Raw genomic sequence first — 20,986 nt, 5'->3', positions numbered from 1 at the left:
TCGCAGCACTTTTGAGCCAGGGAACAAAGCTGCCGCAGGAGCACGGCCCCTTAGAGCCGCGCATCCAACGTTTGAACGGGCGCATGACCTTTTCCGAAAACCGAAACCGGTTTCGAGGTCATGCAAAATGGGAGATCGACGATGAATTCATTGCTGAAATCATGCACTGCCTTGACGGTCGCGCTGACCTTCTCCGGCCAGGCCATCGCCCAGGTCAAGGAGCTGGGCAAGGGTGAAGGCGAGGTCAATATCGTCGCCTGGCCGGGCTATATCGAGCGCGGCGAAACCGACAAGGGCTATGATTGGGTCACCTCGTTCGAGAAGGAAACCGGCTGCAAGGTCAACGTCAAGACCGCCAACACCTCCGACGAGATGGTTTCGTTGATGAACGAAGGCGGTTTCGACCTTGTCACTGCCTCCGGCGACGCCTCGCTGCGCCTGGTTGCGGGCAAGCGCGTCCAGCCGATCAACACCGACCTCATCCCGAGCTGGAAGACGGTCGACGACCGGCTGAAGGATGCGCCCTGGTTCACCGTCGGCGGTGTCCATTACGGCGTGCCGTACCAATGGGGGCCGAATGTGCTGATGTACAACACCGAAGTGTTCAAGGAGGTGCCGAAGAGCTGGAACATCGTGTTCGAGGAAATGAAGCTACCCGACGGCAAGTCGAACAAGGGCCGCGTCCAGGCCTATGACGGGCCGATCCACATTGCTGATGCCGCCAACTACCTGATGGCCCACAAGCCGGAGCTCGGCATCAAGGATCCGTACGAACTGACTGAGGACCAGTACAAGGCTGCGCTCGACCTGCTGCGCGTCCAGCGTACGCTGGTCGGACGCTACTGGCATGACGCTGCCATCCAGGTCGACGATTTCCAGAACGAAGGCGTCGTCGCCTCCGGTTCATGGCCCTATCAGGTCAACACGCTGATCGCGGCCAAGAAGCCGGTCGCCTCGACCATTCCCGAGGAGGGCGTCACCGGCTGGGCCGACACCACCATGATGGAGGCCGATGCGGCCCACCCGAACTGCGCCTACATGTGGATTGAGCATTCGCTGTCGCCGAAAGTGCAGGGCGACGTCTCCGCCTGGTTCGGCTCGCTGCCGGTGGTGCCCGCCGCCTGCAAGGGCAACGAACTGCTCGGCGAAGAGGGCTGCAAGACCAACGGCTACGACAATTTCGACAAGATCAAGTTCTGGAAGACGCCGGTCTCGAAATGCGCCACCCAGAACGACCAGTGCGTGCCCTATTACCGCTGGGTGTCGGACTATATCGGCGTCATCGGCGGACGGTGAGTTCGTCTCACCTACGAAGCTCGGCGCTGCCCCTCACCCTTACCCTCTCCCCGTGAAGAACGGGGGGTCGCCAGCGTTGGAGCGCCTCCCTTCTCCCCGTCCACTACGGGAGAAGGTACCGGCAGGCGGATGAGGGGCAGCGCTACCCTGAATTTGATGAGCCTGACAGATCAGGACAACCCATGACCCCCGCCGTTTCTTTCCAAAAAGTCTCCCGCCATTTCGGCAGCGTGCGTGCCGTCGACGCGGTCGATCTCGACATCGTGCCGGGCGAGTTCTTCGCCATGCTCGGGCCTTCCGGCTCGGGCAAGACGACGTGCCTGCGCCTCATCGCCGGGTTCGAGCAGCCGACGGCGGGCTCGATCTCGATCTTCGGCGAACGCGCCGAGGGCGTGCCGCCCTATCGCCGCAACGTCAACACCGTGTTCCAGGATTATGCGCTGTTCCCGCATCTCAACGTGCTCGACAACGTCGCCTATGGGCTGATGGTCAAGGGCGTCGGCAGACCGGAGCGGCAAAAGGCGGCGGAAGAAGCGCTGGCGCTGGTGCGGCTTCCCGGCTACGGCGCGCGTCGCCCTGGCCAGCTTTCCGGCGGCCAGCGCCAGCGCGTCGCGCTCGCCCGTGCGCTGGTCAACCAGCCCAAGGTGCTGTTGCTCGACGAGCCGCTCGGCGCGCTCGACCTCAAGCTTCGCGAGAACATGCAGGAGGAGTTGAAATCGCTGCAGAAGGCGCTCGGCATCACCTTCGTGTTCGTCACCCATGACCAGGGCGAGGCGCTGTCGATGGCCGATCGCGTCGCCGTCTTCAACGACGGCAAGATCATGCAGATCGGCACGCCGGAAGACATCTACCAGCGCCCCAAGACCCGCTTCGTCGCCGATTTCGTCGGCTCGTCCAACGTACTGCCGCCGGATTTCGTCCAGCGCTATGCCGGCCAGCATCGCTGGGGCAGCCTGCGCCCTGAATCCATTCGCATCGGCCGGGCGGCCAAGGGCGACGGCGTTGCGGCTCGCCTGGTGTCGACCAACTATCTCGGCGCGACGATAAGACTGGCGCTCGATGCCGAAGGCTTGCGGCTGCATGCCATCGTGCCGGCGGGTGCTGCCTTGCCCCGGGAAGGCGAGGCGGTGGTGCTCACCTTCAACCGCGAGCATTTGCATCTGATGGACGAGCTGGGATGAGCCTGGACACCGCCATGCCGCGGGCCACGACCCCCGCCATCCTGCCGGGAAGCGGCGGCCTGCGCGGCGCGCTCTCCGACCTCTTCTGGCGCCGGCCCCAACTCCTGCTTCTGCTCATGCTGCTGCCGCCGGTTCTTTGGCTCGGCATCGTCTATATCGGCTCGCTGTTCGCGCTGCTTTTGCAGAGCTTCTTCTCGATCGACGAGTTCTCCGGCCTCATCAACCGCGAGTTCACGCTGAAGACTTATGGCGACCTGCTGCAGGCCGCCAATCTCGACATCATCCTGCGCACGGTGACGATGGCGGCGCTGGTGACGTTTGCGTCGGCGGTCATTGCCTTTCCCATCGCCTATTACGCGGCGCGCTATGCGCGCGGCCGTTGGAAGGCGTTGTTTTATCTCGGCGTCATGCTGCCGCTGTGGTCGAGCTACCTGGTCAAGATCTATGCCTGGAAGCTGATCCTCGCCAAGGAAGGCATCCTGACGTGGCTGCTGGCCAAATTGCATCTTCTGTGGCTGCTTGATGCCTGGCTATCGCTGCCGATCGTCGGCGGCAACTCGCTGTCGGTATCGTCCACCGGCACCTTCATCGTCTTTGTCTATGTCTGGCTGCCGTTCATGATCCTGCCGGTGCAGGCGGCCCTCGAGCGCGTGCCGGGCAATCTGGTCGAGGCTTCTTCCGATCTCGGTGCGTCACCCGGCCAGACCTTCCGCAACGTGCTGTTCCCGCTGGCATTGCCGGGTATCGTCGCCGGCTCGATCTTCACTTTCTCGCTGACGCTCGGCGACTACATCATCCCGCAGATCATCGGCACCTCGCGGCTGTTCATCGGCCAGGCCGTCTATTCGCAGCAAGGCACCGCCGGCAACATCCCGCTCGCCGCCGCCTTTACCGTGGTGCCGATCGTCATCATGGGCTTCTATCTCTGGGGCGCCAAGCGCATGGGGGCTTTCGATGCGCTCTGACCGTGGCCCATCCGCGCCGATCGGCCTGAAGCTCGCTGCCACCGGCGGCCTGCTTTTCCTGCACCTGCCGATTCTGCTGATCTTCGTCTATGCCTTCACCACCGAGGAGAAGAGCTTCGTCTGGCCGCCGCCGGGCCTGACCACGCAATGGTTCGCCGTCACCTGGAACCGCCCCGACGTCTGGCAGGCGCTGTCGCTGTCTGTACGGGTCGCGGCGATCTCGACCGCCATCGCGCTGGTCCTCGGCACGCTGTGCGCCGCCGCCGTGTCCCGCACACAATTCTTCGGCCGCGAAACCATCTCGCTGCTGGTGATCCTGCCGATCGCGCTGCCCGGCATCATCACCGGCATCGCGCTGCGCTCGGCGTTCGCGCTGGCCGAAATCCCGTTCTCGTTCTGGACGATCGTGCTCGGCCACGCCACCTTCTGCGTGGTCGTCGTCTACAACAATGCGGTCGCCCGTTTCCGCCGCACGTCCGGCTCGATGATCGAGGCGTCGATGGACCTCGGCGCCGACGGTTTCCAGACCTTTCGGCATGTCGTGCTGCCCAACATCGCAACCGCGCTGCTGGCCGGCGGCATGCTGGCCTTTGCGCTGTCCTTCGACGAGGTCATCGTCACCACCTTCACCGCCGGCCAGCAGCAAACGGTGCCGATCTGGATGCTCGAAGAGTTGATCCGTCCGCGCCAGCGTCCGGTCACCAATGTCGTGGCGATGGTCGTGGTGCTGGTGACGCTGCTTCCCATCCTCGCTGCCTATTACCTGACCCGCGACGGCGACCAGATCGCCGGTTCGGGCAAATGATCTCGTTCATAAGGGAGAGACTTCCATGGACACGCAGATGCTGATCGGCTCGAAATTCGAAAAAGGCACCGAGACCGAGGAACCGATCCTCAACCCGAAGACCGGGGCGACCATCGTCAACCTGCCCGAGGCCAGCCCGGCGCAGATCGAGGCAGCAGTGCTTGCCGCGGAAAAAGCGTTCGTCACCTGGTCCCGCACAACACCGGCGCAGCGCGCCGGCTATCTCCTGAAGATCGCCGATCGCATCGAGGCCGCGGCAAAGGATTTCGCGACGCTCGAGGCGCTGAACTGCGGCAAGCCGATCAATGCCGTGCTCAATGACGAGATCCCGGCGATCGTCGACTGCTACCGCTTCTTTGCCGGTGCGGTCCGCTCGATGCCCGGCCAGGTCGCCGGCGAATACATTCCCGGCCACACCTCGATGGTCCGCCGCGACGCCATCGGCGTTGTCGCGTCGATCGCGCCGTGGAACTATCCGCTGATGATGATGGCCTGGAAGCTGGCGCCGGCGATTGCCGGCGGCAACACCGTCGTCTTCAAGCCGTCGGAACAGACGCCGCTGACCGCGCTGAAGCTGGCGAAAATCCTTGCCGATATCCTGCCGGAAGGCGTCGTCAACGTCGTGCTCGGCCGCGGCGACAGTGTCGGCAACACGCTGATCAACCACCCGAAGGTCAACATGATCTCGATCACCGGTGACGTCGCCACCGGCAAGAAGGTGCTGCAGGCCGCCGCCAAATCGGTCAAGCGCACACATCTCGAGCTCGGCGGCAAGGCGCCGGTCATCGTGTTCGATGACGCCGATCTCGGTGCGGTGGTCAACGGCCTGCGCGCCTTCGGCTATTACAATGCCGGCCAGGACTGCACCGCCGCCTGCCGCATCTACGCCGGCAAGAAGATCTACGACAAGCTTGTCGCCGACCTCTCCGCTGCGGTCTCGACCATCAAGTATGATCGCCCCGACGATACCGAGAACGAGATCGGCCCGCTGATTTCGCGTCGCCAGCGTGATCGCGTCTCGAGCTTCGTCGAGCGCGCCTCTGAGCTCAAGCACATCGAGATTACCACGGGCGGCAAGCCGGGCGAGGGCTCCGGCTTCTTCTACCAGCCGACCGTCGTCGCCGGCGCGCTGCAGGAAGACGAGATCGTGCGCCGCGAAGTGTTCGGCCCGGTGGTCTCGGTCACCCGTTTTTCCGAAGTCGACGAGGCGGTGAACTGGGCCAATGACTCTGACTATGGCCTGGCGTCATCGGTGTGGACCAAGGACGTTTCGCGCGCCATGGCGACGGCCGCCCGCCTGCAATATGGCTGCACCTGGATTAACACCCACTTCATGCTGACAAACGAGATGCCGCATGGCGGGTTGAAACAATCCGGCTACGGCAAGGACATGTCGCTCTATGCGCTGGAGGATTACACAGCCGTCCGCCACGTCATGATTGCGCACGGGTAGGGTCCAGATGCGGGAGAAGGTGGCCTGAAGGCCGGAAGTGGCGGCGCGACTATTCTTCCGCCTCGTCCGTCCCGTCCGCCGCCGGCGCCACCAGCAGCACGGTGGCGCCGAGGAGCGCGGCGATGAAGGAGCCGGCGAGGATGCCGACCTTGACCGCGTCCTGCAGAGCGACGTCGCTGGCGAAGGCGAGCAGGCCGATGAACAGGCTCATGGTGAAGCCGATGCCGCAGAGCAGCGAAATGCCGATCATGTGCAGCCAGCCGGCATTGACCGGCAGATCGGCGAAGCCGAGCCGGATGGCAAGCGCAGAAGACCCGAACACGCCGACCAGCTTGCCGGCGACGAGGCCGGCGGCGACGCCGAGCGTCAGCGGCTCGGCCAGGGCGGCAGCGCTGAGACCGCCGAGTGAGACGCCGGCGTTGGCAAAGCCGAAAATCGGGATGACGAAAAAGGCGACGACTTTGTGCAGGCCGTGTTCGAGCCGGTGCAGCGGCGAATGGTCGAGATCGTGGCCGCTGCCCGGCGATATCTTCAATGGAATGGTGAGGGCCAGCGCGACGCCGGCAAGCGTCGCATGGACGCCCGATTTGAGCACCAAAACCCACAGAACGATGCCGAGCAAGACGTACGGCAGCAACGTCAGCACCCGCATGCGGTTGAGCACCACCAGCAGCGCGATGACGGCGAAGGCGGCGCCGAGATAGGCGAGGGACAGCCCGCTGGTATAAAACACCGCGATGATGAGCACGGCGCCGAGATCGTCGATGATGGCGAGCGCGGTGAGGAATATCTTCAGCGAGCCCGGCACGCGGCCGCCAAGCAGCGACAGCACGCCGAGCGCAAAGGCGATATCGGTGGCGGTCGGGATCGCCCAGCCGGACAGAGCGGCTTCATTGTTGCGGTTGATGGCGACGTAGACCAGTGCCGGCACCGCCATGCCGCCGGCGGCGGCGATGCCGGGCAGCACGCGGCGCGGCCAGGTCGAGAGCTGGCCGTCGAGCATCTCGCGCTTGATCTCGAGGCCGACCAGCAGGAAGAACACCGCCATCAGGCCGTCATTGATCCAGTGCGAGACGCTGAGCGGTCCGAGATAGGCGTGGAGGGCGGAGAAATAAGCCTCGCCCAGCGGCGAATTGGCGACGATCAGGGCCAGGGCCGCCGCAGCCATCAGGATGAGGCCGCCGGCCGCCTCGCTGTCGAGGAATTCGCGCAGCATGGAGACCAGCCGCTTTTCGTCCTGCATGTCGCCTCCGTCGTATCAGCGGCAAGGTCCGACACCGCCAAGCGATGATGCGCAAACAGCGCTGGCCGGGCAAGCCTGCAGTCAGAGCCTTTTAGCGCGGCGCGCGCTTGGCGAGGATACGCTGCAGCGTGCGGCGATGCATGTTCAGCCGGCGCGCGGTTTCCGAGACGTTGCGGTCGCACATTTCATAGACGCGCTGGATGTGCTCCCAGCGTACCCGGTCGGCCGACATCGGATTTTCGGGCGGTGCTGCGCGTTCGCCCGCCGTGCGGGTCAGGGCTGCAAAGATGTCGTCGGCGTCGGCCGGCTTCGACAGATAGTCGATAGCGCCGAGCTTCACCGCCGTCACCGCGGTGGCGATGTTGCCGTAGCCAGTGAGGATGATGGCGCGGGCATCGTCGCGCTTCTCGCGGATCGCGGCGACGACGTCGAGGCCGTTGCCGTCGGCCAGCCGCATGTCGACCACCGCGTAGGCAGGCGGATTGGCGCGCGCCTTGGCAACCGCCTCCTCGACGCTCTCGGCCGTCTCGACCACGAAACCCCTGGTTTCCATGGCGCGGGCAAGCCGCGTCAGGAACGGCTTGTCGTCGTCGACGATCAGCAGCGAGGTGTCCTCGCCTTCGACCATTGCGCCAATCGTTTCGTCAGTACTCATCGTGCTGAAAATCCTGCTGCCTGATTTTTACGCAAATATAGTTTCGCGACGCTATTGTCCAATTTAGGCCGTGTCGAACATGGTGGCCGAAGCCTGCTCGGGATTGAGGAAGACGCTGCGCGGCCACGATATCTGCACGATAGCGCCCTCGCCGGGCTCGCTCGAATTGCGGAAATCGAGCGTCGCCCCGGAGCGTTCGAGCAAGGTCTTGGCGATGAATAAGCCAAGGCCGAGGCCGCCGCCGGCTTCGGTGCCTTGTCGCGTCGACATATAAGGTTCGCCGATGCGGTCGATGATCTCCGGCGGAAAGCCCGGCCCGTCGTCGATGATCGAGAAGCTGACGGCGGCCTCGTTCCAGCTCCAGCGTACAGTGACGTTCTTGCGAGCGAAGTCGACGGCGTTCTCGACCAGATTGCCGAGGCCGTAAATGACGCCGGGATTGCGCCGGCCCACCGGTTCCGGGCCGATGCGCTCGCCCGGCCGAAGCTTGATCGAAATGCCGAAATCGCGGTGCGGCGCCGTCACCTCCTCGACCAGTGAGGTCAGCGGCAGGCGCGAGAGGTGCACCTCGCTCTCGGAGGAAAGGCTGGTCAGGCGCTTTAGGATTTCGCGGCAGCGCTCGCTCTGCGAACGCAGCAGCTTCACGTCCTCGCCGTATTTGGGATCTTCGCCAAGCGCCTTCTCCATCTCCTTGGCGACAAGCGTGATCGTGGCGAGCGGCGTGCCGAGCTCGTGCGCGGCGGCCGCGGCGAGGCCGTCGAGGGCTGAGAGATGCTGCTCTCGCTGCAGCACCAGTTCGGTGGCGGCAAGCGCGTTGGCAAGCAGCCGCGCCTCCTCGGCCACCCGGAAGGCATAGATCGCGGTAAAGGCGATGGAGCAGAACACCGCCATCCACATGCCGGCGACATAGATGAACGGCATCGCCAATGGTGCGCCCTCATGCCAAGGCAGCGGCAGGTGGTAAAAGACCAGCAGCGTCGCCGCCACGATCACCAGCGCGCCGAGCATGGCGGTCAGCCGCAGCGGCAGCGACGTCGCCGAGACGACGACGGGCACGGTCATCAGCAGCGAAAACGGATTGGTGAGGCCGCCGGTCATGTAGAGCAGGCCGGCAAGCTGCAGGCTGTCGAAGGTCAGGATGGCAAAGGCCGAGAGCGGGGTAAGCCGATGCGCCGCCGGATAGCGGAAGGTCAGCAAAAGGTTCATCCAGGCCGAACAAGCGATCAGCGCAAAACACATGCTGACCGGCAGCGGAAATTTCAGCCCGTAAGCGACGACAAGCACGGTCAGGCTCTGGCCGACGATGGCAAGCCAGCGCAACCTGATCAGCGTGTTGAGGCGCAGCCGCTGGCTTTGCTGGAAGTCGGGTGCGTGCAGGATGTTTATCATGGCCAATGATTATAGAGGGGAAACAGCCGGAGGTCTTTTCCGAAAAAGCGCCGAAGCTGGCCTTCCGTTCGGGATAACAGTCCGGGAATCATTAGGCACCGCGCGGTTTGGCGCGGCTCGTTGCGGCGGCGAGAAGCGGGTTCTCCGGCCAGACATGCCTGGGATAGCGGCCGCGCATGTCTGTCCGCACATCGGCCCAGGAGCCGCGCCAGAACCCGGGCAGGTCGCGCGTCGTCTGGATCGGCCGGCGCGCCGGTGACAGCAATTCGAGCGTCAGCGGCACAGTGCCGTTGGCGATCGCGGGATGCCGGTCGAGGCCGAACAGCTCCTGCACGCGGATTGCCAGTACCGGCCATTCGCCGTCATAGCGGATCGGCAGCCGACTGCCCGACGGCGCGTCGAAATGGGTCGGCGCCAATGTGTCGATCTTGCGCTGCAATTCGTGCGGTACCAGCGTCATCAGGCCTTGCGAAAGCACGCTGGGATCGATCGCGGCAAAGGATGCGGCGCCGGAAAGGAACGGCAGCAGCCAGTCGTCGAGGCGCTCGACGAGCGCCGCATCGGAGACATCGGGCCATGGCGCACCGAGGCCGCGATGCAGCCAGCCGAGCCGCTGCCGCAACGTCTCCGCTTCCCTGCTCCACGGCAGCAGCGACAGGCCGTGTTCGCGCAAGGCGTCGAGAATGGCGCTGTCTGCGTCGGCACCGGTCGGCGCCGGCAGCATGCGTTCGGACAACGTGATGGCGCCGAGCCGAACCGTTTCGCGCACCCGCACCGCGCGCCTATCGCGGTCGAAGCTCACCTCGCGGCGAGTCTCGATCTTTTCCGCCAGCGCGGTGCGGATGTCGGCCTCGTCGAGCGCCGCCGCCGCGGTGATGCGGGCGTTCTGCGCCTTACCCTGCAGATCGGCGACGACGAGCCAGGTCTCGCCGGCCAGCGGGTCGGAGGCGTCGAGCATGGCGCCGGAGCCGTTGGCAAGCACGAAGCGGCCACGCTCGCCGCGAGCTTTAGCGACCCGGTCCGGCCAGGCATGGATGAGGAGAGCGCCGGCGGTGCTGCCCTCTCCCTTGAGGGGAGGGTCGATCCGCGTAGCGGACCGGGGTGGGGTCGGTTCGGGCACGCCATCGGCGACCCCGCGTCTCCCTCGTCTCGCTGCGCTCGGCTCGCTCGCCGACCCTCCCGTCGAGGGGGAGGGTGAAGCCTGCTTTGCCAACCTCTCGGCCAGCTGCCGGGCAGCGGTGGCACGCGGCGATCTTTCGGCATGAAAGCGCATCAGCCGCCGTTCGAGATCGGCACCATCGCCGCCAAGGCCGCGCTCGGTGAGCAGCATGGCCAGCATCGCCGCCTCGAGCGCCTGGCCGGTCCTTGCCGCCTCGGCGACCATGTGGGCGAGCCGGACCGGCAGAGCCAGCTTGCGCATCGCGGCACCGGCCTCCGTCAAGCGCCCTGCCGCATCGACGGCATCGAGCGCGCGCAGCAGCGCCCTTGCCTCGTTGAGCGCCGGAGCCGGCGGGGGGTCGAGGAAGGACAGGCTCGTCGGATCGGCAACGCCGAACGCCGCGCAATCGAGCAACAGGCCGGAGAGATCGGCTTCGAGGATTTCCGGTGGCGTGAAGGCCGGCAGTGCCGCTGTCTGCTCGGCCCGCCACAGCCGGATAGCGACGCCCGGCTGTGTGCGCCCGGCCCGGCCGGCGCGCTGGTCGGCGGAAGCGCGGGAAGCACGCACCGTCTCCAGCCGCGTCAGGCCGCTGGCCGGCTCATAGCGCGGCAGCCGCGACAGGCCGGAATCGATGACGACCCGCACGCCGTCGATGGTGATGGAGGTTTCGGCGATCGACGTCGCCAGCACGACCTTGCGACGCCCGGGCGGCGCCGGCTTGATCGCTGCGTCCTGCGTCCTGTTGTCGAGCATGCCGTAGAGCGGCACGATGTCGGTGTCGGCGCCGACCTTGCCCGCCAGCCGCTCGGCGGTGCGCTCGATCTCGCGCTGGCCGGGCAGGAAGACAAGCACGCTGCCCTCCTCCCCGGCAAGCGCCGAGCGGATCACCCTGGCCATGGCATCCTCGATGGTGACGCCGGCCGGCCGCTCGTCATAGCGGATGTCGACCGGAAAGGCGCGGCCTGCGCTCTCGATCACCGGCGCGCCGGAAAGCAATTTTGCGACACGCGCGCCATCGAGCGTCGCTGACATGACCAGCAATCTGAGGTCGGGCCTCAGCGCACCCTGCACGTCGAGCGCCAGCGCCAGCCCGAAATCACCGTCGAGCGAACGTTCGTGGAACTCGTCGAACAACACCGCCGAGACACCAGGCAGCTCGGGATCGTCGAGGATCATGCGGGACAACACGCCTTCGGTGACGACGACGATCCTGGTCTTCGCGGAAGTCCGGTTTTCCATGCGCATGGCATAGCCGACGGTTTCACCGGGCTCTTCGCCAAGCAGTTCGGCCATGCGGCGGGCGGCAGCGCGGGCGGCGAGGCGGCGCGGCTCGAGCAGGATGATCTTTCCGGCGCCGAGCCATTGCGCATCGAGCAGCGTCAGCGGAACCAGCGTCGTCTTGCCGGCGCCGGGCGGAGCCACCAGCACGGCGCTGTTACCATGGCTCAGCGCTTCATTGAGCGCCGGCAAGACCGCGGAGACCGGCAGGTCCGGCAAAGGTTTTGTCGTCATTGTCCTATGATGTGCAGCCAGTTGGCAGCGATCGCATATCAGCGGTGGCGGTCGCCGCGCAAGCTTGGTACCAGCTCAAAGTCGGGTCCGCGCAAACGGGTTCCAGCGCACCGTGCCGAGCCGCACCTCCTCGCGCACCATCGTCAGCAGACCGGAACCGCCGACCACGGCAAGCCCGACCAGCGACAGAAAATCCGGATATTCCCTGAAGAACAGCGCGCCTAGAACCACCGCCCAGACGATCTGCGAATAATGCGTTGGCGCGATGCGGTTGGCCGGCGCGTATTTGACCGCCAGCAGATGCAGCAACTGACCGCCGGCGGTAAAGGCGCCGGCCAGCACCAGCCACGCCCATTGCCTGCCATCCGGCAGCGAGAACGAGGTAGCCGCCGCACCGACGCCGTTGAAGAGCAGGCCGTAGCCGATCAGCACGCCGAGCATCGTCGTGCGCTTTTCCTGCGCGGCGAGCGAACGCATCAGGATGACATTGGTGGCGGCCAGGAAGGCGATGATGAACGCCGCCAGATGACCAAGATGCAACTCGCGAAACCCAGGCCTGACGACCAGCATCACCCCGGCAAAGCCAGCGACGACCGCCAGCCACCGCCATGGGCCGACCTTCTCTTTGAGGACGAGCGTGGCCAGGATGGTGACGAACAGCGGCGCCAGGAAGATCAGCGCATAGACTTCCGCCAGCGGGATGGTGGTGAAGGCGTAGACGCTGAGCACGCCGGAGGCGATGCCGGCCCAGGCGCGGGCCTGTACCGCCCAAGGCCGTGTCGTGCGCCAGAAATCGCGCCAACGCTCGCCTGGCGGCCTGGCAAAGAGCAGAAAGCAGCCGGCAAACAATGTCGAGAAGAAGCCGATCTCGAAGACGTTGAACTGCCCGCCCAGGCTTTTGACAACCGCGTCGCTGCACGAATAGCTTGCATAGGCGATGAGAGCGAGCAGAATTCCGTTGGGCACGTTTTCCATTTCCGGGAGGGATGAGAGTGAAGATATTGGCGCTTGGCGCGCATCCGGACGACATCGAGATCTTCATGTTCGGTACGATGGCCGCCTATGCCGCGCAAGGCGCAGAACTCTTTTTTGCCGTAGCCACGGATGGCGCCAGGGGCGGCTACGGCGATCCGGCCGCGCTTGCCCGCACGCGCCGCAAAGAGGCGACGGCGGCGGCCGGTCTGCTTGGCGTGACGCCGCGCTTCATCGATTTTCCCGATGGCGCGCTGGTGGCGGACGCCGCCCTGATCGCGGCGCTGAAAGCACTGATCGGCGAGATAGGGCCGGATCTGGCGATCACCCATGCGCCGAACGACTATCATGGCGACCACCGCGCGCTATCGGATAGCGTGCGCATCGCAGCGTCATTCTCGGTGCCGGTGCTGCATGCCGACACGCTCGGCGGCACCGGGTTTTCGCCAACGCACTACGTCGATATCTCCAGGCATTTCGATCTCAAGGCGGAGGCGATCCGGGCGCACCAATCGCAGGATCCCGAGCGTTTCGTCGACGCGGCGCGCACGCAGAACGCCTTTCGCGCCGGCCAGTGCAACGGCCCAGCCGGATCGTTCGCCGAGGCCTTCCGCTTCGAGCCGGTCTTCCCCTTCGCCGATATCCGCGCGCTGCTGCCGCCGGCCCCAGTGATCCGTCCGGTGGCGGTCAGCAACAAGACGGTGACCTAGGCAGGTCGCCGCAACTTCTCACGTTGCTTTCCTATCCAGCATGCTGCGGTGCAGCAACGAATTCGCTTGCCTTGTTTAGTAAAAATTGCATCACTAAACAAATTACTAAACATCCGACGTGTTGCCGCGCCGTTGTGTTTAGGCCCCGGAGGAGGGGTTTAGCGGGCTCTTGAAACCGTCATCCGGACGCGTTTCGCAAATGGGAGGAAGGCATGAAATCGACCTTGAAACTGGCGTTGGGACTGGCATCGACACTCCTCGCGTCGACAGCCGTTTCGAACGTCGCGCAGGCAGAAGATCTGACGCTTTGCTGGGCAGCCTGGGACCCGGCTAACGCGCTCGTGGAATTGTCCAAGGACTTCACCAAGGAAACCGGAATCGGCATGAAATTCGAATTCGTGCCGTGGACCAACTATGCCGACCGCTTTCTCAACGAGCTGAATTCGCACGGCAAGCTGTGCGACATGATCATCGGCGACAGCCAGTGGATCGGCGGCGCCGCCGAGAACGGCCATTACGTCAAGCTGAACGACTTCTTCGACAAGGAGAAGATCAGCATGGACGATTTCGTGCCGGCGACTGTCGTCGGCTACTCGGAATGGCCGAAGAACTCGCCGAATTACTGGGCGCTGCCGGCTATGGGCGACGTCGTCGGCTGGACCTATCGCAAGGACTGGTTCTCCAAGCCGGAACTGCAGAAGGAATTCAAGGAGAAATACGGTTGGGATCTCGGCCCGCCGACAACCTTCGACCAGCTGAGGCAGATCGCCGAATTCTTCCAAAAGCGCGAGATCGACGGCAAGACCGTCTATGGCGCGTCGATCTACACCGAGCGCGGCTCGGAAGGTATCACCATGGGTGCCATGGACGTCCTCTACAGCTTCGGCTTCCAGTATGAAAATCCGAAAAAGCCCTACGAGATGGAAGGTTTCGTCAACTCCGATAAATCGGTGAAGGGCTTGGAGTTCTACAAGGCGCTCTATGATTGCTGCACCCCTCCCGGCGCCTCGAACAGCTACATGGGCGAAGGCGTCGACGCCTTCAAATCCGGCCAGGTGGCGATGCACATGAACTTCGCCTTCACCTGGCCAGGCCTGCAGAAGGACGAAAATGTCGGCGGCGACAAGATCGGCTATTTCGTCAATCCCAAGGGTCCCGACGGCGACCAGTTCGCCCAGCTCGGCGGCCAGGGCATCTCGGTGGTCTCCTATTCCGACAAGCAGGAAGCCGCGCTCAAATACATCAAATGGTTCGCCAACAAGGACGTGCAGTCCAAATGGTGGTCGCTCGGCGGCTATTCCTGCCTCAACGCGGTCGTCAAGGACCCGGGCTTCCCGGCCAGCCAGCCTTATGCGCAGACCTTCCTCGACTCTATGGCCATCGTGAAGGATTTCTGGGCCGAGCCGAGCTACGCACCGCTGCTGCAGGCATCGCAGAAGCGCTTCCACGACTATGTCGTTGCCGGGCAAGGCTCGGCCAAGGACGCGCTCGACGGCCTCGTCAAGGACTGGACCGAGGTCTTCCAGGACGATGGCAAGATGTAATCGGATGTAACCGGCTCCTCCCGAGCCCATGACCGAACCGTCCCGTGCCGCCCTTGGCACGGGACACAGTTCAGATAAATTCCATTGTCGAGACGATCCAAGTGACCGAAGCAGGACTGACCATGCTCAATCGGACGGCGGACAGCGTTGCCCGGGCTACGCCTGAGCCGTTGGCCCGCAAGGTCCGGGGCATCAGCGACAAGGGCCTCGCCTGGCTGTTCATCTCGCCGACGATCCTGTTGCTTCTCGCCATCAATATCTTCCCGCTGTTCTGGGCGATCTACCTGTCCTTCACCAACTTTCGCGCCAATCGCCCCAACGAGGTGGTGAAGAACCTTGGGCTGGCCAACTACAAGCGCATCCTCGCTGACCAGGACATCTGGATCGCCATGCAGACGACGGCGCATTTCGTGTTCTGGACCATCCTGCTGCAGACGCTGATCGGCTTTACGCTGGCTTGGCTGATCGACCGCAAGTTTCGTGGCCACGCCTTCTGGACGACCATCATCCTGGTGCCGATGATGCTGTCGCCGGCGGTGGTCGGTAATTTCTGGCGCTTCCTCTACGAGCCGCAGATCGGGCTGTTCGCCTACGCCGTTTCGTTCGTCACCGGCATTCCGGCAACCGAGATCAGCATGCTGTCCAACGTGTCGCTGGCGCCATGGTCGATCATCATCGTCGATACCTGGATGTGGACTCCCTACGTGATGCTGATCTGCCTCGCCGGCCTGCGCTCGATCCCCGAATACATCTACGAAGCGGCCGAGGTCGACCGCGCCTCCAACTGGCGGCAGTTCTGGTCGATCACGCTGCCGATGGCGCTGCCCTTCATCATGCTGGCGGTGCTGTTTCGCGGAATCGAGAACTTCAAGATGTTCGACATGGTCAATTTGCTGACCGGTGGCGGGCCGGGATCGACCACCGAAGTGGCCTCGATCACGCTGAAGCGGCAGGCCTTCGAAAGCTGGCGGACGGGCTATTCCTCGGCCTTCGCCATCATCCTGTTCGTCGCGGTGTTCGGCCTGGCGAACATCTACGTCAAGGCGCTCAACAAGGTGAAGCAGAGATGAGCCTGACGTCAGCCCATTCGGTCGTCGCGCCCTCGGCCACGTCAAAGCGCGTCGCCGGCACGATCATCGTCGCCTACGCGTTGATCTCGATCGTGCCGCTGCTGTGGATCTTCGCCACCAGCTTCAAGACGCCGCCGGATTCGATCGCCTATCCGCCGAAGATCCTGTTCCAGCCCAGCGTTGAGGGCTACTGCAACCTGTTCACGACGCGGACAAGGCAGACGCCGGAATACATCAACTCGCTGGGGCCGGCGACGGGCCTTTGCGACGAGACGGTGCGCAAGCGCAACATGGTGATCGCCGGCCCCTCGAACTTCATGCCGCGCTTCGTCAATTCGCTGATCATCGCCTTCGGCTCAACCTTTTGCGCAGTGTTCCTCGGCACGCTGTCGGCCTACGGTTTTTCGCGCTTCAAGGTGCCGCTCGCCGACGACCTTTTGTTCTTCATCCTGTCGACGCGGATGATGCCGCCGATCGCTGTCGCCATCCCAATCTACCTGATGTATCGCGAGCTTGGCCTGTCGGACACGGCTCTCGGCATGATCCTGCTCTATACGGCGGTTAACGTGTCGTTGGCAGTGTGGCTGCTAAAAGGCTTCATCGACGAGATCCCGCGCGAATATGAAGAAGCGGCGATGATCGACGGTTACACCAGGCTGCAGGCGTTCTGGCGCACGGTACTGCCGCAGGCGACCACCGGTATTGCCGCAACCGCCATCTTCTGTCTGATCTTTGCCTGGAACGAATATGCCTTCGCTGCGCTACTGACCTCGGGCACGGCGCAGACCGCGCCGCCCTTCATCCCGACCATCATCGGCGAAGGCGGCCAGGACTGGCCGGCGGTCGCGGCCGGCACAACGATCTTCCTGGTGCCGATCCTGGTCTTCACCATCCTGCTTCGCAAGCAATTGCTGCGCGGCATCACCTTCGGCGCGGTGCGCAAATGAACCTGACCGCAAAACGCAAATCGCGCTGGCCCGTTTGGGCCAGGCGCGGGCTGATGGAAAACGTCGCCACGGCGATCATCGCGATCGGCTTCCTGATGCTGTTCCAGCCCTTCGCGCTGGCGCTCTACACCTATTCCTTCATCACCATGCTGGCCGGCACGGCAATGTTCATCATCGTCTCGAAATTTCCGGAGTAGACGATGGCCGAGATCAGGGTCGAACATCTGAGGAAGGCATTCGGCGATTTCGTCGCCGTGCAGGATTCCAACTTCGTCGTCGAAGACGGCGAGTTCTTCGTCATGCTGGGGCCGTCGGGCTGCGGCAAGACGACGACGCTTCGTATGATCGCCGGGCTCGAACTGCCGACCGGCGGCAAGATCCTGCTTGACGGCGAGGACGTCACCATGCGGCGTGCCCGCGAGCGCGACATCGCCTTCGTCTTCCAGCTGTTCGCGCTCTATCCGCACATGAATGTGAGAAAGAACATCGGCTTTCCGTTGCTGGCGCAAGGCATGCCAGGTGCTGAAATCCGGGCCAGGGTGGAAGAGACGGCGAAGCTTTTGCGGATCGACCATCTGCTCAACAAATCCGTCTCCGGGCTTGCCGGCGGCGACCGCCAGCGCGTAGCGCTCGGCCGCGCCATCGTGCGGCGGCCAAAGTGTTTCCTGATGGACGAGCCGCTCGGCACGCTCGACACCGAATTCCGCGACCTGATGGTCCATGAGCTGCGCGACCTGCACAACCGCATCCACGCCACCACCGTCTATGTCACGCATGACCAGATGGAAGCGATGTCGATGGCCGACAAGATCGCGGTGATGAACCATGGCGTCATCGAGCAGTTCGGCACGCCGCGCGAAATCTACGACCGGCCGGCAACGATGTTCGTCGCCGACTTCATCGGCTCGCCGCCGATGAATTTCCTCGGCTTCGGCGGCGGCCTTTCAAAGGGCGCCAGGGAAATTGTTGTGCAAGGCGCGAAGGTGGCCGTGCCGGAGGTGCGGGAGGATATTGCGCCGGCTGAGATGGCGCTTGGCATCCGGCCGGAGCACATCCGTTTCGATGACGCTTCGAAGCTGCGCGGCGCCATTTACGGCACCGAGTATCTCGGTACCACGCAGATCGTGGCGGTGGAGACGGCAGACGGCATCATCAAGGCCAGGGTGCCGGCCGAAATCCGGCTCAATCCGGGCGATCATGTCGGCCTGGCGCTGAGCAGCGCGCGGCTGTCGCTGTTCGCAAAAGGATCCGGCCGTGCGGTGCGCACCGAAATCCATGAGTCGGCCTCCCAGGGGAGAGCGCATCATGGCTGACGTTCACATCAAAGGCGTGACCAAGGTTTTTGGCGAGCATGTCGCCGTCGACAATCTCGACCTGCATATCGCCGACGGGGAATTCGTCGTGCTGCTCGGGCCGACTGGCGCCGGCAAGACGACGACGCTCAGGCTGATCGCTGGGCTGGAGCGGCCCGAAGCGGGCTCGATCCATATTGCCGGCCACGACACGACGACGCTGTCGCCGGCCGAGCGCGACACCGCTTTCGTGTTCCAGCAATATTCGCTCTATCCGCATCTGTCGGTCTACGACAACCTCGCCTTTCCGCTACGCTCGCCGGCGCGCAAAATGCCGGAGGATCAGATCCGCCGCCGCGTCGAGGATGTGGCCAAGATGGTGCGCATCCACCACAAGCTGAATAATCGCTCGACCAAACTGTCGGGCGGCGAGATGCAGCGCGTCGCCATCGGCCGCGCTCTGGTGCGCAAACCGTCGATCTACCTGATGGACGAGCCGCTGTCGTCGCTCGACGCCAAGCTGCGCGCCGATCTCAGGCTCGAGCTGAAGCGCATCCAGGCCGAACTCGGCGCTACAATGCTCTACGTCACACACGACCAGATCGAAGCGATGACCATGGCCGACCGCATCGGCATCCTCGCCGACGGCGTGCTGGTGCAGATCGGTTCGCCGCGCACGATCTATTCTGAGCCGGCAAACCTTCACGTCGCGGCAAGGCTAGGCCAACCGGCCATCAATTTGTTGCCGGTCGGACTGCTGCCGGATGGCGGCGCGCCGGCGGGAACCAAGACGATCGGAGCGCGCACCGAACATCTTTCGATCGAGAAGGCGGCGAACGGCCATGCCGACGGCGTCGTCGATTGGGTCGAGCATCTCGGCGACCAGAACCATCTGCACGTGACGGTGGGGACCAAGAAGCTGGTGACGCTGACTGACCCCGACACCGACCTGGCGCAGGGCGACAAGATCATGATCCGCTATCGCTCGCCGCTGTATTTCGGCGCCGATGGGCGACGGCTGATGTGAGCGCTGCGCGAGTGTTTTCCTGGCACCTTTCAACCGGCAATTTCGGGCACCGGACTGGACCAATTCGATGAAGCATTTTTTCAATCGCAGGGATACGATCGTAACTGAGGCACTGGACGGCTTTCTCGGCACGACCGGCGCCGGCGATCTCGCTCGCCTCGACGGCTATCCCGAAATCAAGGTCGTCCTCCGTGCGGACTGGGATAAGAGCAAGGTCAGCATCATCTCCGGCGGCGGGGCCGGGCACGAACCCGCGCATGCCGGCTTCGTCGGCGTGGGCATGCTGACGGCGGCAGTATCAGGCGAGATCTTTGCTTCGCCGAGCGTGGAAGCAGTATTGGCCGCCATCCGCGCGGTAACCGGTCCCGCCGGGTGCCTGCTGATCGTCAAGAACTACACCGGTGATCGCCTCAACTTCGGCTTGGCAGCCGAGAAGGCGCGCGCCGAAGGCTTCCGCGTCGAGATGGTGATCGTCGCCGACGACATTGCCCTGCCGGATATTGCCCAGCCGCGTGGCGTTGCCGGCACCTTGTTCGTGCACAAGATCGCCGGCCACCTGTCGGAAGCCGGCAACGATCTGGCGACGGTTGCCGCTACGGCGCGGGCCGCGGCGGTGGACATCGTTTCACTCGGCATATCGCTGTCGTCCTGCTCGATCCCCGGCCAGAGCCATGACGAAAGATTTGGCGCCGACGACGCCGAACTCGGCCTCGGCATTCATGGCGAACCGGGCGTTGAGCGGATTGCGGTGCAAAGTGCCGAAAGGCTGGTTGCGATCATGTCGGAGCGCCTTGCCGCGCGGCTCGATCCCGCCAGTGACTACGCCTTGCTGATCAATAATCTCGGTTCGGTGCCGCCGCTGGAAATGTTGCTTGTCACCAATGCGGTGTTGGCTTCACCGCTGGCACGAAAGGTGACGCTGACGATCGGGCCCGGGCAGCTTATGACGGCCCTCAACATGAACGGCTTTTCCCTGTCGCTGATCCGGCTCGATGCGCCTCGCGAAGTAGCCTTGCGGGCGCCGGTCGGCCCTCACGCCTGGCTGCCGGCAAGAGCCGTTCGCCCAGTGAGCGTCGTGCCGGTGGCCAAAGCCACCGGCCCGAACAACGCGTCAAAAGCCAGCCAGGATGCACGCACCGAGCAGTTGGTTGTCGCGGTCTGCGAACGGCTGATCTCGCTTGAAGGCGCGTTGAACGGACTGGATGCCAAGGCGGGAGACGGCGACACCGGATCGACTGTGGCGGCCGGTGCGCGGAGCGTGCTTAGCCGCCTTGAGACACTGCCGCTCGCCGACGCTGCCGCAACGCTCGCCACCGTCGGCGACATACTGAGTACCAGCATGGGCGGCTCCAGTGGCGTGCTGCTGTCGATCTTCTTAACCGCCGCCGCGCAGGCGTCGAAATCTGGCGAAACGCTTCCCAAGGCGCTTCTCGTCGGCCTGGATCGGATGTCCTTCCATGGCGGAGCGAGGGTCGGCGATCGCACGATGATCGATGCCCTGGAACCCGCCTTGAGGGCGTTGGATAGCGGCAGTCTGGAGGACGCGGCGGTCGCGGCGCGACGCGGCGCCGAGGCCACCGCGGCCATGCGCAAGGCCAAGGCCGGGCGGTCCGCCTATATTGGCAGCCAGCTCGACGGCGTGGTCGACCCCGGCGCCTTTGCCATCGCCGAGGTCTTCACTGCCCTCGCTGCGTTGCTCGAACCCGCTTGACTGGGGAAAAGAATGCTTCAATTGCCGGATATGCAATTTTCTCGTACTGCCGGCA

The 20,986-nt window shown here is 64.2% G+C and carries 18 protein-coding genes; 13 read left to right on the top strand and 5 right to left on the bottom strand.

What is annotated here, in order from left to right:
• Positions 1 to 141 precede the first annotated feature (141 nt).
• The 5 genes from NKJ93_RS24445 to NKJ93_RS24425 all read left to right on the top strand — a co-directional run bounded on the left by NKJ93_RS24445 (position 142) and on the right by NKJ93_RS24425 (position 5,700).
• Positions 142 to 1,296 carry an ABC transporter substrate-binding protein gene (locus NKJ93_RS24445; protein ID WP_352483991.1) on the top strand — a complete coding sequence of 385 codons (1,155 nt, stop codon included), beginning with the start codon at positions 142 to 144 and terminating at the stop codon, positions 1,294 to 1,296.
• A gap of 182 nt (positions 1,297 to 1,478) precedes the next feature.
• Positions 1,479 to 2,477 (top strand): ABC transporter ATP-binding protein, encoded by a 999-nt coding sequence (locus NKJ93_RS24440; protein ID WP_352483990.1) that lies wholly within the window; start codon positions 1,479 to 1,481, stop codon positions 2,475 to 2,477.
• Between the two features lie 14 nt (positions 2,478 to 2,491).
• A complete protein-coding gene (locus NKJ93_RS24435; RefSeq protein WP_023717950.1) occupies positions 2,492 to 3,442 on the top strand; it encodes an ABC transporter permease in 951 nt (316 codons plus the stop codon).
• Positions 3,432 to 4,247 (top strand): ABC transporter permease, encoded by an 816-nt coding sequence (locus tag NKJ93_RS24430; RefSeq protein ID WP_352591624.1) that lies wholly within the window; start codon positions 3,432 to 3,434, stop codon positions 4,245 to 4,247. The genes NKJ93_RS24435 and NKJ93_RS24430 overlap by 11 nt, the downstream gene beginning before the upstream one ends.
• A gap of 25 nt (positions 4,248 to 4,272) precedes the next feature.
• On the top strand, positions 4,273 to 5,700 hold the full coding sequence (locus tag NKJ93_RS24425; protein ID WP_352495756.1) for a gamma-aminobutyraldehyde dehydrogenase: 1,428 nt from the start codon (positions 4,273 to 4,275) through the stop codon (positions 5,698 to 5,700).
• Positions 5,701 to 5,749: 49 nt separating this feature from the next.
• Here NKJ93_RS24425 and nhaA read toward each other — a convergent pair whose 3' ends face one another.
• The 5 genes from nhaA to NKJ93_RS24400 all read right to left on the bottom strand — a co-directional run bounded on the left by nhaA (position 5,750) and on the right by NKJ93_RS24400 (position 12,624).
• The gene (nhaA, locus tag NKJ93_RS24420; RefSeq protein ID WP_352483987.1) at positions 5,750 to 6,943 is read right to left on the bottom strand and encodes a Na+/H+ antiporter NhaA; all 1,194 of its coding nucleotides are present in this window, start codon (positions 6,941 to 6,943) and stop codon (positions 5,750 to 5,752) included.
• Between the two features lie 91 nt (positions 6,944 to 7,034).
• Positions 7,035 to 7,598, bottom strand: a complete 564-nt coding sequence (locus NKJ93_RS24415) for an ActR/PrrA/RegA family redox response regulator transcription factor (protein WP_023676342.1) — start codon at positions 7,596 to 7,598, stop codon at positions 7,035 to 7,037.
• Positions 7,599 to 7,661: 63 nt separating this feature from the next.
• Positions 7,662 to 8,987, bottom strand: coding sequence for an ActS/PrrB/RegB family redox-sensitive histidine kinase (locus tag NKJ93_RS24410; protein WP_352483986.1), 1,326 nt, complete (start codon positions 8,985 to 8,987; stop codon positions 7,662 to 7,664).
• A gap of 91 nt (positions 8,988 to 9,078) precedes the next feature.
• The gene (hrpB, locus tag NKJ93_RS24405) at positions 9,079 to 11,658 is read right to left on the bottom strand and encodes an ATP-dependent helicase HrpB (RefSeq protein WP_352591621.1); all 2,580 of its coding nucleotides are present in this window, start codon (positions 11,656 to 11,658) and stop codon (positions 9,079 to 9,081) included.
• 75 nt (positions 11,659 to 11,733) lie between these two features.
• Positions 11,734 to 12,624, bottom strand: coding sequence for a DMT family transporter (locus NKJ93_RS24400; RefSeq protein ID WP_352483984.1), 891 nt, complete (start codon positions 12,622 to 12,624; stop codon positions 11,734 to 11,736).
• A gap of 26 nt (positions 12,625 to 12,650) precedes the next feature.
• Between NKJ93_RS24400 and NKJ93_RS24395 the strand changes: the two genes are divergently transcribed.
• From NKJ93_RS24395 to NKJ93_RS24360, 8 genes are all read left to right on the top strand, one after another.
• Positions 12,651 to 13,340 (top strand): PIG-L deacetylase family protein, encoded by a 690-nt coding sequence (locus tag NKJ93_RS24395; RefSeq protein WP_352483983.1) that lies wholly within the window; start codon positions 12,651 to 12,653, stop codon positions 13,338 to 13,340.
• Between the two features lie 212 nt (positions 13,341 to 13,552).
• Positions 13,553 to 14,884 carry an ABC transporter substrate-binding protein gene (locus NKJ93_RS24390; RefSeq protein WP_023717957.1) on the top strand — a complete coding sequence of 444 codons (1,332 nt, stop codon included), beginning with the start codon at positions 13,553 to 13,555 and terminating at the stop codon, positions 14,882 to 14,884.
• Between the two features lie 122 nt (positions 14,885 to 15,006).
• Positions 15,007 to 15,954 carry a carbohydrate ABC transporter permease gene (locus NKJ93_RS24385; protein WP_031211681.1) on the top strand — a complete coding sequence of 316 codons (948 nt, stop codon included), beginning with the start codon at positions 15,007 to 15,009 and terminating at the stop codon, positions 15,952 to 15,954.
• The gene (locus NKJ93_RS24380) at positions 15,951 to 16,901 is read left to right on the top strand and encodes a carbohydrate ABC transporter permease (RefSeq protein WP_023717959.1); all 951 of its coding nucleotides are present in this window, start codon (positions 15,951 to 15,953) and stop codon (positions 16,899 to 16,901) included. Before NKJ93_RS24385 ends, NKJ93_RS24380 begins: the two co-directional genes overlap by 4 nt.
• A complete protein-coding gene (locus NKJ93_RS24375; protein WP_023717960.1) occupies positions 16,898 to 17,098 on the top strand; it encodes a hypothetical protein in 201 nt (66 codons plus the stop codon). Before NKJ93_RS24380 ends, NKJ93_RS24375 begins: the two co-directional genes overlap by 4 nt.
• A 3-nt stretch (positions 17,099 to 17,101) precedes the next feature.
• Positions 17,102 to 18,214 carry an ABC transporter ATP-binding protein gene (locus NKJ93_RS24370; RefSeq protein WP_352548911.1) on the top strand — a complete coding sequence of 371 codons (1,113 nt, stop codon included), beginning with the start codon at positions 17,102 to 17,104 and terminating at the stop codon, positions 18,212 to 18,214.
• On the top strand, positions 18,207 to 19,220 hold the full coding sequence (locus NKJ93_RS24365; protein ID WP_023717962.1) for an ABC transporter ATP-binding protein: 1,014 nt from the start codon (positions 18,207 to 18,209) through the stop codon (positions 19,218 to 19,220). Before NKJ93_RS24370 ends, NKJ93_RS24365 begins: the two co-directional genes overlap by 8 nt.
• A 67-nt stretch (positions 19,221 to 19,287) precedes the next feature.
• Positions 19,288 to 20,931, top strand: a complete 1,644-nt coding sequence (locus tag NKJ93_RS24360; protein ID WP_352548913.1) for a dihydroxyacetone kinase subunit DhaK — start codon at positions 19,288 to 19,290, stop codon at positions 20,929 to 20,931.
• Positions 20,932 to 20,986: the final 55 nt, after the last annotated feature.

The sequence above is a fragment of the Mesorhizobium sp. M0028 genome (assembly GCF_040323855.1).
GTDB lineage: Bacteria > Pseudomonadota > Alphaproteobacteria > Rhizobiales > Rhizobiaceae > Mesorhizobium.
This window is presented reverse-complemented; position numbering and strand designations above follow the sequence as displayed.

Coding starts and splice junctions, on each gene's coding strand:
- NKJ93_RS24445 (WP_352483991.1), top strand. CDS start 142: ATGAATTCATTGCTGAAATCATGCACTGCCTTGACGGTCGCGCTGACC.
- NKJ93_RS24440 (WP_352483990.1), top strand. CDS start 1,479: ATGACCCCCGCCGTTTCTTTCCAAAAAGTCTCCCGCCATTTCGGCAGC.
- NKJ93_RS24435 (WP_023717950.1), top strand. CDS start 2,492: ATGCCGCGGGCCACGACCCCCGCCATCCTGCCGGGAAGCGGCGGCCTG.
- NKJ93_RS24430 (WP_352591624.1), top strand. CDS start 3,432: ATGCGCTCTGACCGTGGCCCATCCGCGCCGATCGGCCTGAAGCTCGCT.
- NKJ93_RS24425 (WP_352495756.1), top strand. CDS start 4,273: ATGGACACGCAGATGCTGATCGGCTCGAAATTCGAAAAAGGCACCGAG.
- nhaA (WP_352483987.1), bottom strand. CDS start 6,943: ATGCAGGACGAAAAGCGGCTGGTCTCCATGCTGCGCGAATTCCTCGAC.
- NKJ93_RS24415 (WP_023676342.1), bottom strand. CDS start 7,598: ATGAGTACTGACGAAACGATTGGCGCAATGGTCGAAGGCGAGGACACC.
- NKJ93_RS24410 (WP_352483986.1), bottom strand. CDS start 8,987: ATGATAAACATCCTGCACGCACCCGACTTCCAGCAAAGCCAGCGGCTG.
- hrpB (WP_352591621.1), bottom strand. CDS start 11,658: ATGACGACAAAACCTTTGCCGGACCTGCCGGTCTCCGCGGTCTTGCCG.
- NKJ93_RS24390 (WP_023717957.1), top strand. CDS start 13,553: ATGAAATCGACCTTGAAACTGGCGTTGGGACTGGCATCGACACTCCTC.
- NKJ93_RS24385 (WP_031211681.1), top strand. CDS start 15,007: ATGCTCAATCGGACGGCGGACAGCGTTGCCCGGGCTACGCCTGAGCCG.
- NKJ93_RS24380 (WP_023717959.1), top strand. CDS start 15,951: ATGAGCCTGACGTCAGCCCATTCGGTCGTCGCGCCCTCGGCCACGTCA.
- NKJ93_RS24375 (WP_023717960.1), top strand. CDS start 16,898: ATGAACCTGACCGCAAAACGCAAATCGCGCTGGCCCGTTTGGGCCAGG.
- NKJ93_RS24370 (WP_352548911.1), top strand. CDS start 17,102: ATGGCCGAGATCAGGGTCGAACATCTGAGGAAGGCATTCGGCGATTTC.
- NKJ93_RS24365 (WP_023717962.1), top strand. CDS start 18,207: ATGGCTGACGTTCACATCAAAGGCGTGACCAAGGTTTTTGGCGAGCAT.
- NKJ93_RS24360 (WP_352548913.1), top strand. CDS start 19,288: ATGAAGCATTTTTTCAATCGCAGGGATACGATCGTAACTGAGGCACTG.